The 11,925-nt window shown below is 73.0% G+C and carries 16 protein-coding genes; 13 read left to right on the plus strand and 3 right to left on the minus strand.

The window, feature by feature from the left end; genetic code table 11:
• Positions 1–31 precede the first annotated feature (31 nt).
• Positions 32–874, plus strand: a complete 843-nt coding sequence (locus H7A72_RS01440; RefSeq protein ID WP_185221400.1) for a hypothetical protein — start codon at positions 32–34, stop codon at positions 872–874.
• Positions 875–908: 34 nt separating this feature from the next.
• On the plus strand, positions 909–1,406 hold the full coding sequence (locus tag H7A72_RS01445) for an FABP family protein (protein WP_084451479.1): 498 nt from the start codon (positions 909–911) through the stop codon (positions 1,404–1,406).
• Here the strand turns inward: H7A72_RS01445 and H7A72_RS01450 are convergent, their stop codons facing one another.
• On the minus strand, positions 1,407–2,405 hold the full coding sequence (locus H7A72_RS01450) for an LCP family protein (protein WP_185221401.1): 999 nt from the start codon (positions 2,403–2,405) through the stop codon (positions 1,407–1,409).
• A 55-nt stretch (positions 2,406–2,460) separates the two neighbouring features.
• Here H7A72_RS01450 and H7A72_RS01455 point away from each other — a divergent pair, with 55 nt between their 5' ends.
• The 7 genes from H7A72_RS01455 (at position 2,461) to H7A72_RS01485 (ending at position 6,991) form a co-directional block, all read left to right on the plus strand.
• Entirely contained in the window at positions 2,461–3,480 is a 1,020-nt protein-coding gene (locus H7A72_RS01455) for a folate-binding protein YgfZ (protein WP_185221402.1), read from the plus strand.
• A gap of 74 nt (positions 3,481–3,554) precedes the next feature.
• A complete protein-coding gene (locus tag H7A72_RS01460) occupies positions 3,555–4,181 on the plus strand; it encodes a helix-turn-helix domain-containing protein (protein WP_072623541.1) in 627 nt (208 codons plus the stop codon).
• Positions 4,178–4,804, plus strand: coding sequence for a hypothetical protein (locus H7A72_RS01465; protein ID WP_185221403.1), 627 nt, complete (start codon positions 4,178–4,180; stop codon positions 4,802–4,804). Before H7A72_RS01460 ends, H7A72_RS01465 begins: the two co-directional genes overlap by 4 nt.
• A 57-nt stretch (positions 4,805–4,861) precedes the next feature.
• The gene (locus H7A72_RS01470) at positions 4,862–5,851 is read left to right on the plus strand and encodes an asparaginase (RefSeq protein ID WP_185221404.1); all 990 of its coding nucleotides are present in this window, start codon (positions 4,862–4,864) and stop codon (positions 5,849–5,851) included.
• On the plus strand, positions 5,848–6,276 hold the full coding sequence (gene dtd / locus H7A72_RS01475) for a D-aminoacyl-tRNA deacylase (protein WP_185221405.1): 429 nt from the start codon (positions 5,848–5,850) through the stop codon (positions 6,274–6,276). Before H7A72_RS01470 ends, dtd begins: the two co-directional genes overlap by 4 nt.
• 9 nt (positions 6,277–6,285) lie before the next feature.
• On the plus strand, positions 6,286–6,579 hold the full coding sequence (locus H7A72_RS01480; protein ID WP_185221406.1) for a DUF2516 family protein: 294 nt from the start codon (positions 6,286–6,288) through the stop codon (positions 6,577–6,579).
• A 46-nt stretch (positions 6,580–6,625) separates the two neighbouring features.
• On the plus strand, positions 6,626–6,991 hold the full coding sequence (locus tag H7A72_RS01485) for a phosphomannose isomerase type II C-terminal cupin domain (protein ID WP_072623546.1): 366 nt from the start codon (positions 6,626–6,628) through the stop codon (positions 6,989–6,991).
• On the opposite strand, the gene H7A72_RS01490 is transcribed toward H7A72_RS01485, so the two are convergent.
• Positions 6,979–7,800: a class I SAM-dependent methyltransferase gene (locus tag H7A72_RS01490; protein WP_185221407.1), complete on the minus strand. Its 822-nt coding sequence runs from the start codon at positions 7,798–7,800 to the stop codon at positions 6,979–6,981. The two genes, H7A72_RS01485 and H7A72_RS01490, sit on opposite strands and share 13 nt — an antisense overlap.
• A gap of 60 nt (positions 7,801–7,860) precedes the next feature.
• Here H7A72_RS01490 and H7A72_RS01495 point away from each other — a divergent pair, with 60 nt between their 5' ends.
• The 4 genes from H7A72_RS01495 to H7A72_RS01510 are packed head-to-tail and all read left to right on the plus strand — an operon-like array spanning position 7,861 to position 11,186.
• Positions 7,861–8,613 (plus strand): hypothetical protein, encoded by a 753-nt coding sequence (locus H7A72_RS01495; RefSeq protein ID WP_185221408.1) that lies wholly within the window; start codon positions 7,861–7,863, stop codon positions 8,611–8,613.
• 41 nt (positions 8,614–8,654) lie between these two features.
• Entirely contained in the window at positions 8,655–9,908 is a 1,254-nt protein-coding gene (gene mshA / locus H7A72_RS01500) for a D-inositol-3-phosphate glycosyltransferase (RefSeq protein ID WP_185222254.1), read from the plus strand.
• The gene (locus H7A72_RS01505) at positions 9,905–10,429 is read left to right on the plus strand and encodes a YbjN domain-containing protein (protein WP_185221409.1); all 525 of its coding nucleotides are present in this window, start codon (positions 9,905–9,907) and stop codon (positions 10,427–10,429) included. Before mshA ends, H7A72_RS01505 begins: the two co-directional genes overlap by 4 nt.
• A 22-nt stretch (positions 10,430–10,451) precedes the next feature.
• The gene (locus tag H7A72_RS01510) at positions 10,452–11,186 is read left to right on the plus strand and encodes a phosphoglyceromutase (protein WP_072623549.1); all 735 of its coding nucleotides are present in this window, start codon (positions 10,452–10,454) and stop codon (positions 11,184–11,186) included.
• A gap of 3 nt (positions 11,187–11,189) precedes the next feature.
• Here H7A72_RS01510 and phoU read toward each other — a convergent pair whose 3' ends face one another.
• A complete protein-coding gene (gene phoU, locus H7A72_RS01515) occupies positions 11,190–11,864 on the minus strand; it encodes a phosphate signaling complex protein PhoU (RefSeq protein ID WP_072623550.1) in 675 nt (224 codons plus the stop codon).
• Positions 11,865–11,925: the final 61 nt, after the last annotated feature.

Genomic DNA, 11,925 nt, shown 5'->3' on the forward strand with positions numbered 1-11,925 from the left:
GAATATGTGGCGAGCCCGCTACCCTCGCCGGGTGCCCACGCCTGTACCTGCCGAACCCGAGACCCGAGCCGCCCGACGTGCCCTGCGCGCCGACAGCCGGGCCGCCGCGGATCCCCAGGCTCCCGCGGCCCGTCCGCGCGTCGTCGTCGCGGCCGCGACCGTCGTCACCGCACTGCTCCTCGCCGCCGCGGCCGCGACCGGCGACCGCTTCGTCGAGGTCGTCGCCGTCACCGTCGCGGGGCTGCTCCTCGCCGTGGGGTGGCCGGCGCTCGTCGACTCACGCACCCCGCTGGGCACCACGGTCGTCCTCGGCCTCACCGCCGTCTCGCTGGGCGGGGCGCTCGCGCTCCAGGACGAGGAGCCCTACCTCGAGCACGTGCCCGCCGCGCTCGCGGTCGGCATCATCGCCATGTGCCTGCACCCGCTGCTGCAGGCACCGGCTCGCGTGCAGCTGGCCCGTGCGCTGGCCGGCACCTCCCTGGGCATCCTGCTCATCGGTGGTGGAGGACTGCTCACGAGCACCGTCTACGCCGACAACCACGGCCCCGTCGTCATCGTCGGCGTGAGCCTGGCCGTCGCGGCCCTGACCGATCTCGTGCTGGAGCGTCCCGGCACGAGCGCCTGGATGATCCCGGCGGCGATGCTCGCCGGTGGCCTCGCCGGCCTGCTGGCCCACCTGCTGCTCTCCGGCTCGGTGTCCGCGTGGTCGGCCCTGCTCGGCGTCATCGCCGCGGGCTCGGCCGCGGCCCTGCGCCGGGCCCTGTCGCAGCAGCGCGCGATCGAGTCGCTGCCCGGTGCCATCGCCGCGGGGGCGGCGTCCGTGCTCATCGCCGGCCCGCTCGTCCACCTCGTCGCCAGGCTGCCGCTCGCCTGACCGGTCGCGGGCGGGTCCGCTCTACGATGGGCGGGTGTTCACCCTCGACCCCACGATCCATCCCGACATCGCACCCCTGGCCTGGCTCGTCGGCCGCTGGGAGGGCGCCGGCGTCCTCGGCTACCCGACGATCGAGTCGGCCAACTTCGGCCAGGAGATCGTCGTCACCCACGACGAGCGCCCCTTCCTGCGGTGGGAGAGCCGCTCGTGGATCCTCGACGAGCAGGGCAACAAGGTGCGTCCGTCCGGCACCGAGCTCGGCTTCTGGCGTCCCGGCGGCGAAGGGGAGGCCGAGCTGCTCCTCGTGCACCCCACCGGCATCGTGGAGATGTACTACGGCACCGTCGAGCCGGGGCGGATCGAGCTGCAGACCGATGGCGTCATCCGCAGCCCCCACGCCAAGGAGTACGCCGCCGCCAAGCGGATGTACGGCCTGGTCAAGTCCAACCTCATGTGGGTCATGGACATGGGCGCGATGGGCCAGCCGCTGACCAGCCACCTGTCCGCCGAGCTCAAGCGCGTCGACGGCTAGCTACTCCTGGTAGCTCTCCATCTGGTCGGTGCGCAGGGCATCGCTCAGGTCGGCCATGCCGGCCTCGTCGAGGATGTCGATCGAGCCGCCGTTGGGGGCGGTCCCGTAGCCGCTGAAGGGTGCGGTGACGAAGTGGATGTCGCTGCCGCGGACCCCGCGCAGCTTGATCGCCTCGCTGCGGATCGTCCCGGTCGTCAGGTCCTCGTCGACGATCGTGTGCTGGGTGCCGGCGTCGATGACCCCGCCCAGCTTGCTCGGGTTGAGCAGCACGCCCGGGGTGAGCGTCTCGGACATGATCCCCTTGAGCCAGGCCTGCTGGCGCTGGCCTCGGGAGATGTCGCCCTCGGCGAGCGTCTTGCGCTCGCGGACGTACTCCAGGGCCTGGTCGCCGTTGAGGTCCAGGGGGCCCTCGGCGTACTTGGGGCTGGCCTGGGCGTTGTTGACCCGGACACCGCCGAGCGAGTCGGTCAGCTGCTTGAAGCCCTCGAAGTCGGTCTTGGCGACGTGGTTGATCTTGACGCCGACGAGGTCCTGGATCGTCTGGACGAGCAGTGGGGACTGGCCGTAGGCATAGGCGGCGTTGATCTTGTCCTCGCCGTGGCCCGGGATCGGCACGTAGAGGTCGCGCGGGAAGTGGATGATCCAGACCTTGTCGTGGTCGGCGTCGACGTGGACGAGCTGGATGACGTCGGCGCGGCTGGCGGTCTCGCCCGGGCGGGCGTCGGAGCCGATGAGCAGGTAGTTGGTGCCGGCATCGTCGACGAGCTTCTTGCCGGTGGTCGTCTCCGTCTGGCTGCGGGCATCGCCCAAGAGGTTTTCGCGGGCGAGGTTGCGGTCGACCTTGCTGCTGAGGAACCAGGCGTAGCCACCGATGCCGATGACCACGAGCAGGAGGAAGGCGAGCACGGACACGGTGAGCCGGCGCCCCCACCCCATGCGGCGGCGGGGACGTCGGCGGGTGGACTCATCGGTGGTGTCGTCGTCGAACTCCTCGAGCATGCCGCCATGGTACGGGGGCGGGGGGGCCGGATCGGTCGGGTCGTAGATTGGTGCCATGACCGCGTCACCGCTGCTCCAGACCTCCGGCGCCGTCCCCGGCGACGGGCCCGACGCCGGCGTGGCCGCCCACTACGGCGACCCGCTGCGTGAGCAGCGACTGCTCACCGAGGGGCTCGGGGTCGTCGACCTCTCGCACCGCGGGGTGGTCACCGTGACCGGCCCCGACCGCCTGTCGTGGCTGCACTCGCTCACCTCCCAGCAGCTGGTCGACCTGCCGCCGCGCACGTCGACCGAGACGCTCGTGCTCACCCCCAAGGGGCACGTCGAGCACGCCCTGCACGTCGTCGACGACGGCGAGACGACCTGGCTCACCGTCGAGCCGGGCACCGCGCCGGCGCTCGCGGCGTGGCTGGACTCGATGCGCTTCATGCTGCGCGTCGAGGTCGCCGACGTCAGCGACGACTACGCCGTCCTCGGCGAGGGCGTCGCCCGCGAGGGGGCCGAGGGCGAGCCGCCGACCTGGCTCGACCCCTGGCCGCGGCTCGCGGGTGACTCCGCCCTCTACGGACCCGCACCCGAGGCGCACCCCGGTCGGGAGCGTCGCTGGCGCGAGGTGATCGTCCCGGTGGCGGACCTCCCTTCGGTCGTCGGTGACCGCGAGCTCGTCGGCACCTGGGCCGCCGAGGCCCTGCGCATTGCCGCCTGGCGGCCCCGTCTCGGCGCCGAGACCGACCACCGCACGATCGCCCACGAGCTGGACTGGCTGCGCACCGCCGTCCACCTGCACAAGGGCTGCTACCGCGGGCAGGAGACGATCGCCCGGGTCCACAACCTCGGCCGACCGCCCCGCCGGCTGGCCTTCCTCCACCTCGACGGGTCGGGCCACACCCTCCCCGACATCGGCGCCGACGTGCTCCTCGGCGACAAGGTCGTCGGCCGGGTGACCTCACGTGCCCGGCACCACGAGGACGGCCCGATCGCCCTCGCCGTGCTCAAGCGCAACACCGACGACGCGGCCGACCTGCTCGTCACCCCCGACGTCGCGGCAGCCCAGACGGTCATCGTCCCCCGCTGACGGTCCGTGGTGACTCCGGTCACCACTGCTGTCTTTGGCTTGCACGTGCTAACTACGGCAAGCACAATGGGGGCATGTCGAAGAATCCGCTGGAGGGGCTGCCGAGCACGCTCGGCAACTCGCTGGGCGACTACCTGCGCGAGCAGCGTGTCCTCGCCAAGCTCTCCGTGCGGCAGCTCTCGGCGCTGGCCGGGATCTCCAACCCCTATCTCTCCCAGATCGAGCGGGGGGTCAAGCGGCCGAGCGCCGAGATCCTCCAGCAGATCGCCAAGGGGCTGTCGATCTCTGCCGAGACCCTCTACGTCCAGGCGGGTCTGCTCGACCCCAAGGACGCGGTCGCGGAGGCCGGGGCGACCACCCGGGCCGCCATCCGCACCGACCCCGCGCTGACCCCGCGTCAGCGCCAGACCCTGCTCGAGATCTACGAGTCCTTCGTCGGTGCGGAGCCCGCCCCGACGCAGCCGGCTGCCGAGCCCGCCAGGCCCACCCCGCGGTCCCGGGCGACGCACAAGGCGGCCAAGCAGGCGAAGAAGGCCCCCGCGGCCTCGGGGAAGAAGGTCACCACCACGGCCGCCGCCAAGAAGGCGACGTCCCGACAGAAGGGCTCGACGGCGTCGTCGGGCTCGAAGGCCGCGGCCCCGGCCGCCAAGCGCGGGTCGCAGTCCTCGTCTCGCACGACCACCACAAGGAGAACCTCATGAGCGTCACCACCACCGTCAAGAAGGTCGTCACCGACCAGACCTACGCCACCATCGGCGCCACCGACCTCACGGTCGAGACCTTCCGCGGCTACACCCACCAGATCGCCGCCCTGCGCGCCGAGCTGGAGCCCAAGAAGGTCCAGGCCCGCGTCAAGGCCGCCCCGTCGGACGCCCAGGCGTACTACGTCGACCTCACCAAGCGCGGCGAGGCCCTCGTGACCCGGATCAAGAACCAGAAGGCCACCAAGGACCTCGTGGGCCAGGCCGAGGCGACCGTCGCCCTCGGCAAGGGTGTCGTCACGACCGTCAAGAAGGCCGTCGCCGACGTCGAGCGCTCCGCCAAGGCCACCCTGACCATCGGCCGCAAGGAGGCCGTCAAGGCCGCCGAGGCCGTCGCCGACTCCGTGGACGTCGACGTCAAGGTCGACACCGCCAAGGCGAAGCAGGCCGTCTCCGGCTCCGCCAAGCGGACCACCACCGCGGCCAAGCGCACCAACACCACCGCCAAGAAGGCCGCGACCCGCACCCGCACCGCGACCAAGTCGACCGCGACCGCCGCCAAGAAGACGGCCGCCAAGACCACCACGGCCGCCGCCAAGGCGACCGAGAAGGTCGGCGACTGAAGGGGGGACCCCCCGGCTGCAGAGCAGCCGATGCTGTGGTGACGTAACCTCCGGCAGGTGACCGCACAGGCCTCCGACACCGCAGCCCTCGACGCAGCCCCCGTGCTGGTCCACGTGACCCGCGGGGGCTTCGTCGAGTCCGCCCACCGCGCGACGCTCGTCGCGACCGACGCCGCCGGGGGGACCCCCCTTCGTCACGGCCGGGTCGACGACCCCGTGCTCCCGCGCTCCTCGCTCAAGCCGATCCAGGCGCTCGCCATGGTGCGCCTGGGGCTCGACCTGCCGCCCCACCTGCTGGCGCTCGTCTGCTCCAGCCACTCCGGCGAGGCGGTCCACCGCGACGCCGTCGCCGAGATCCTGGCGACCGCGGACCTCGGACTCGATGCCCTGCGCACGACCCCCGCGCTGCCGCTCGGCGAGCTCGAGCACGCCCGCTGGCTGGCGGCCGGGCAGGCACCGACCCCTGTCGCCATGGACTGCTCCGGCAAGCACGCCGGCATGCTCGTCACCTGCACGCTCCACGGGTGGCCCACGGAGACCTACCTCGACCCTGAGCACCCGCTCCAGCTCGCGATCCGCGACACCGTCGCCGAGATCGTGGGCGAGGTGACCCACACGACCGTCGACGGGTGCGGCGCACCGCTCTTCGCCGTCCCGCTGTCGGGTCTGGCGGCGGCCTTCGGTCGGCTCGCCGCGGCCGACCCCACCACCGACGAAGGGAGGGTCGCCGAGGCCATGCGCACCGCCCCGCACATGGTCGGCGGCACCGGCCGCGACGTCACCGCCTTCATGGAGGCCGTGCCCGGCCTCATCGCCAAGGACGGCGCCGAGTCGGTCTACGCCGCCGGGCTGCCCGATGGCCACGGTGTCGCGGTCAAGGTCGCCGACGGTGCCCCGGTCGCTCGCGCGCGCCGGGGGCTGCTCGCCCACGCCCTCCTCGCGCTGGGCGCCGACACCCCGGGCCTGCGCGAGCTGGCCGACCAGCCGGTCCTCGGTCACGGTCGCCCCGTCGGCGCCGTCGAGGTCCTCGACCTGACGGCCCCGTGAGGACCGTCCTGCAGCGGGTCACCGCGGCCCGGGTGCGTGTCGAGGGCGAGGTCGTCGGCGAGATCGGGCCCGGGCTCGTCGCGCTCGTCGGCGTGACGCACGACGACGGCCCCGGCGAGGTCGCGACGACCGTGCGCAAGATCGCCGAGCTGCGGATCATGGCCGACGAGACCTCGGTGACCGACAGCGGTGGCGGCGTGCTCGTCATCAGCCAGTTCACCCTCCACGCCGACGTGCGCAAGGGGCGTCGGCCCTCGTGGAATGCCGCCGCTCCCGGCGCCGTCGCCGAGCCGCTCGTCGACGCGGTGGCCGCGGGCCTGCGTGAGCGCGGGGTCGAGGTGGCGACCGGTCGCTTCGGTGCCGACATGGCGATCGACATCCACGCCGACGGTCCGGTGACGATCGTCGTCGACGTGCCCGCCTAGGCTGAGGTCGTGCAGCTCTTCACCAGCGTCCAGGCGACGATCGTCCTCGTGCTCAGCCTCCTGGCTCTCGGAGCCGAGGTCTTCGCGCTGTTCCACGCCGTGCGCCAGCGCGCCGATGCCTTCACCGCGACCAGCAAGCAGAGCAAGACCTTCTGGGTCGCGGCCCTGGCGATCGCCACGCTCATGGGTGTGGCCTCGGTCGGGGGCGTGGGGCTGCTCGGCATCATCGGCATCGTCGTGGCGGGCGTCTACCTCGCCGACGTCCGCCCGGCCATCGACGAGGTCCTCGGTCGGCGGCGCTGATCTCGGGCACAATGGCCACGCACCGCACCACCAGCCAGGGGGACCCGTGACCGACCTGCCGGACCCGCGCGAGGACATGTTCGTGTCCGAGCGTCCGTGGGGCAGCTTCCAGCAGTTCACCTTCAACGAGCCGACGACGGTCAAGGTCATCACCGTCGAGCCGGGGCAGCGGCTGTCGCTGCAGACCCACGCCCTGCGGGCGGAGTTCTGGCAGGTCCTCGACGGCCCGATCGACGTCACCGTCGGCGAGCGCACGTGGAGCGCGCAGCCCGGTGAGCAGGTCTGGATCCCCGTCGGGACCCGGCACCGCATGGGCAACAGCGCCGAGGTCCCCGGGCGGGTCCTCGAGGTCGGCTACGGCGAGTTCGACGAGGCCGACATCGTGCGGCTCGAGGACGACTACCAGCGCTGAGCGAGCGGTCCGCCGCGCGGCGCGACCTCCGACCACGGCACGGTCAGCTCGCCGAGGCGCCACCGGTCGGCCCCGCCGACGACCGCCACCTGCCGGGCGACGTCACCCCAGGCGGCCACCGCCTGCTGCCGAGCCCCGTACGGCGCGAAGGGGGAGGCTCGCCGCCACGCGTCGTCGAGCCGCAGGAGCAGCTCGTGGACCGGCTCACCGGGGATGTTGCGGTGGATCAGCGCCTTGGGCAGCCGCTCGGCGACGACCGAGGGCGGCCGGTCGGGGCCCAGGTCACGCAGCCGCCACGACAGGGTGAGCGTGCGCGGACCGTCGCCGTCGAGCGTGACCCAGCTGCCGAGCCGGCCCAGCTCGTCGCACGTGCCCTCGACGAGGACCCCGAGCGGGTCGAGCCGGTCGAGCATCGTGCGCCACGGGCCCTCGACCTGGGTCTCGTCGTACTGCCGCAGCACGTTGAAGGCCCGCAGCACCCGAACCTGCCGGTCGCCGGGGAGCGGCACCTCGAAGCCCCCGAGGGCGAAGTCGAGCCCGGGCCGCGCCCAGGCCTGCGCGGTCGCGACCCGCTCCGGGTCGATCTCGAGCCCGGTCACCTGCACATCGGGCCGCACGGTGCGCACGCGGTCGGCCCACTCGAGGGTCGTCACCCCGCTCGCGCCGTGGCCGAGGTCGACCAGGTGCGGCGGGTCCCCCTTCGTCAGGCGGTGGCGGTGGGTCGCGAGCAGCCAGCGGTCGCAACGACGCAACCGGTTGGGGTTGGTCGTCCCGCGGGTGATGTTGCCCAGGGGGCGCTGGCTGACCACCCCGGCAGCGTAGGCGGTCCCCGTCACTAGGCTGACGGTGTGTGGCACCCCGACCGACGCGTGAGCCGGAGCATGGTGGCGCTCGTCGTGTCGCTGTGCGGGGCGCTCGCCCTGGCCGCCGTCACCTGGGTGCCGCCGGCGCTCGGCCGTGACTCGGGGCTGCGGCCGGTCCAGCCCGGTCTGCTCGTCGTCGCCCCCGAGGCCGCGGGCGTGGTGACCCTCGGCAGGGGCCGGGCGGTCCAGCTCGACGACAGCGGCCTGCGGGTCACCCACCGCGGTGACCGGCTCCTGCGCACCGTGCGCATGGGCTCGCCCGTCTCGGCGCTCCTCGGCCGCGTCGAGGGCCGAGGGGAGCAGCGCCGCGAGGAGGTCACCCACACGCTGGCCGACCTCGAGATCGACCGGCTGGCGATCCGCCCCGGCGAGGCCACGTGGTCGGGCCGGCTCACCGGCGACGACCGCGAGCTCCCGATCACCCTCACCGTGCGCCTCGAGGGCCTGCACGTCACCCTCACGGCCGAGGCGAAGGGAGCCGACGCCCTCGTCGTGCACTCCCACCAGGAGCTGGCCACCCGTGGACTCGGGTCCGGGCTGCCCGAGCGGCTGCTGCGGCAGCGGGCGTGGTGGGTCGGCAGCGGCCCCGGCCCGGTCACCGAGGCCTACTCGACGAGTCTCGGGACCCTCGTCGGGGTCGGGCCGCGGGGCAGCGCGCGCGGTGTCGACCTGCGTCGGATGGGTCACACGGACCTGCACGTCTGGTCGTCATCGGCGACAGTGACGGTGACGAGCTATCGGAGGATGATGGAGGAGTGAGCGAGTACAGCGCAGGCACGCGCGGGATCCGGCGGGTGGCGATGGTCAGCGTCCACACCTCGCCGCTGGCCCAGCCCGGCACCGGCGACGCCGGCGGTCTCAACGTCTACGTCGTCGAGTCCGCGCGCGAGCTGGCGGCGCGGGGCGTCGAGGTCGAGATCTTCACCCGGCGCACGGCCGCCGACCTGCCCGACGTCGTCGAGATGATGCCCGGGGTGACGGTGCGGCACGTCGACGCCGGCCCCTACGAGGGCCTGGTCAAGGAGGACCTGCCGGGGCAGCTGTGCGCCTTCGCTGCCGGGATGATGCGCGAGATCGCCCGCGTCCCCCCGGGGCACTACGACGTCGCGCACTCGCACTACTGGCTCTCCGGTCAGGTCGGCTGGCTCGTCGCCGAGCGCTGGCAGGTGCCCCTCGTCCACACGATGCACACGATGGCGCGGGTCAAGAACCGTCAGCTGGCCGCCGATGACGTCCCCGAGCCTCCGGGCCGGGAGATCGGCGAGGCCCAGGTCGTCGAGATCGCCGACCGGCTCGTTGCCAACACCGAGCGCGAGGCGAGCGAGCTCGTCGGCTACTACGACGCCGACCCCGACCGGGTGGTCGTCGTGCCCCCCGGCGTCGACCTCGACCTCTTCGTGCCGGGGGAGCAGCGCGCGGCCCGGGCCCGGCTCGGGCTCGCCGACGACGCCGTCGTGCTGCTCTTCGTCGGGCGGATCCAGCCGCTCAAGGCGCCCGACGTGCTCGTGCGGGCGGCGGCCGAGCTGCTCGAGCGCCGGCCCGAGCTGCGCGAGCGGCTCGTCGTCGCGGTCCTCGGCGGGGCCTCCGGGCGCGGCTTGACCGCCCCCGACCGGCTCGAGCGCCTCGGCGAGGAGCTCGGGGTCGCCGACGTGCTGCACCTCGCTGCGCCGGTGAGCCGCACCCGCCTGGCCGACTGGTACCGCGCCGCCGACGTCGTCACCGTGCCCTCCTACACCGAGTCCTTCGGCCTCGTCGCCGTCGAGGCACAGGCCTCCGGCGCGGTCGTCCTCGCCGCCGACGTCGGTGGTCTGCCCACGGCGGTCGGCGATGCCGGGATCCTCGTGCCGGGCCACGACCCGAGCACGTGGGCCGACGAGCTGCTCGCCGTCCTCGACGACCCCGACCGGGCGGCCGAGCTGAGTCGCCGGGCGCGTGCGCACGCCGAGGGCTTCGGCTGGGCGAGCACCGTCGACCGGCTCCTCGACGTCTACGCCGGCGCGGTCGCCGAGCGCGCCGCGACCCTGACACCCGAGCCCCTGGAGGTGGCCCGATGACCGAGCAGACCGACCGAGAGCAGGCCCTGGCCGCCGTGCGGCGCACCCTCGAGGACGCCGACCTCGAGCACGAAGGGGGTGCCCGCGACGGTGAGCTCGTCGTCACCCTGCCGGGGGAGAAGAAGCTCAAGACCGTCGTCTCCCTCGTCGTCGGCGAGCAGGCCCTGTCGGTCTCGGCCTTCGTCATCCGCAATGCCGACGAAAACCACGAGGAGTTCTACCGACACCTGCTGCGGCGCAACCTGCGGATACCGCTGCTCGCCTACTCGATCGACGCCTCGGGCGACGTCTACGTCGGCGGGCGGATCCCCCTTCGCGCGGTGACGGAGGAGCTCGTCGACCAGGTGCTCGGCGTGGTCCTCGACGCCGCCGACGCGCCCTTCAACGAGCTGTTGCTGCTCGGCTTCCGCAGCTCCATGCAGAAGGAGTGGGACTGGCGCGTATCGCGGGGTGAGTCCCTGCGCAACCTCGAGGCCTTCCGGTCCGTCCTGGAGCACACGGACGGGTCAACGCCGGAGTGAGCGGCGTCGATACGCTGGCCCCATGTCGACTCTGATCCTGCTGCGCCACGGCCGTTCCGACTGGAACGAGAAGAACCTCTTCACCGGATGGGTCGACGTCGACCTCATCGACAAGGGCCGCGAGGAGGCCGTCCGCGGCGGCCGCCTCATCAAGGAGTCCGGTCTGCTGCCGGACGTCGTGCACACCTCGGTGCTGCGCCGGGCGATCACCACCGCCAACCTCGCGCTCGACGCGGCCGACCGTCACTGGATCCCGGTGCGTCGCGACTGGCGTCTCAACGAGCGCCACTACGGTGCCCTGCAGGGCCTGGACAAGGCCGCGACCCGCGACAAGTACGGCGACGAGCAGTTCATGCTCTGGCGGCGCAGCTTCGACACCCCGCCCCCGGCCATCGAGCCCGACGACGAGTACGCCCAGACCGACGACCCGCGCTACGCCGACCTGCCGGAGGTCCCGCGCACCGAGTGCCTCAAGGACGTCATCGCGCGGCTCATGCCCTACTGGGAGGGCCCGATCCGCGAGGACCTGGCCGCCGGTCGGACCGTCCTGGTCACCGCGCACGGCAACTCGCTGCGTGCCCTGGTCAAGCACCTCGACGGCATCAGCGACGAGGACATCGCCGGCCTCAACATCCCGACGGGCATGCCGCTCGTCTACGACCTCGGCGAGGACTTCATGCCGACCCGGCCGGCCGAGTACCTCGACCCCGAGGCCGCGGCCGCCGAGGCGGCCGCGGTGGCCAACCAGGGCCGCTGACGGTCACGCCCGCTCGGACTCCTCCGGCAGCTCGATCGACCCGGCGTCGCCGGTGACGAGGAAGCCGACGCGGCGGGCGACGGTGACGGCGTGGTCGCCGAAGCGCTCGTAGTAGCGGCTGAGCAGGGCGACGTCGACGGCGCTCGTCGTGCCGTGCTGCCAGGCACCCTCCGCCAGACGGGTGAACATCTCGCGGTGGTGGGCGTCGAGCGCGTCGTCGACGTTTTCGATGTCGCGCGCCTGAGTGAGGTCTTGGGAGCGGATGACCTCGCCGACGCGACGGACGAGGTCCTCGGCGATCCGGCCCATGTCGGCGAAGGTCTCGCGCAGCTCGTCCGGGAGTGCGTGCTCGGGGTAGCGCATGCGCGCGACCTGGGCGACGTGCCGGGCGAGGTCCCCCATCCGCTCGAGGTCGCTTGACATGCGCATCGACGCGACGACGGTGCGCAGGTCGCTGGCGACCGGCGCCTGACGGGCGAGGAGGTCGACCGAGCGGGCGTCGAGGTCGTTGCGCCGGGCGTCGACAGCCTTGTCGCCCTCGATGACGCGGTCGGCGAGCTGGACGTCGGCGTCGAGCAGGGCCCGGGTCGAGTCGCTGATGGCCGCGGCGACCAACTCGGAGAGTGCGACGAGATCGCTGGCGATCTGCTCGAGCTCGTCGTGGAACAACTGACGCATGGCGTCCCCTTCGCTGGTGTGGCAGAGATCCAAGGGCCTGTGTACGCCGAGGGGGTGAACG

Origin of the sequence: Janibacter sp. YB324, assembly GCF_014217915.1 — a bacterium.
GTDB lineage: Bacteria > Actinomycetota > Actinomycetes > Actinomycetales > Dermatophilaceae > Janibacter > Janibacter indicus.

Excerpts from the sequence above, each read along its gene's own strand:
- H7A72_RS01460 (WP_072623541.1), top strand. The coding sequence starts at position 3,555 with ATGTCGAAGAATCCGCTGGAGGGGCTGCCGAGCACGCTCGGCAACTCG.
- phoU (WP_072623550.1), bottom strand. The coding sequence starts at position 11,864 with ATGCGTCAGTTGTTCCACGACGAGCTCGAGCAGATCGCCAGCGATCTC.
- H7A72_RS01510 (WP_072623549.1), top strand. The coding sequence starts at position 10,452 with ATGTCGACTCTGATCCTGCTGCGCCACGGCCGTTCCGACTGGAACGAG.
- H7A72_RS01450 (WP_185221401.1), bottom strand. The coding sequence starts at position 2,405 with ATGCTCGAGGAGTTCGACGACGACACCACCGATGAGTCCACCCGCCGA.
- H7A72_RS01455 (WP_185221402.1), top strand. The coding sequence starts at position 2,461 with ATGACCGCGTCACCGCTGCTCCAGACCTCCGGCGCCGTCCCCGGCGAC.
- H7A72_RS01465 (WP_185221403.1), top strand. The coding sequence starts at position 4,178 with ATGAGCGTCACCACCACCGTCAAGAAGGTCGTCACCGACCAGACCTAC.
- H7A72_RS01505 (WP_185221409.1), top strand. The coding sequence starts at position 9,905 with ATGACCGAGCAGACCGACCGAGAGCAGGCCCTGGCCGCCGTGCGGCGC.
- mshA (WP_185222254.1), top strand. The coding sequence starts at position 8,655 with ATGGTCAGCGTCCACACCTCGCCGCTGGCCCAGCCCGGCACCGGCGAC.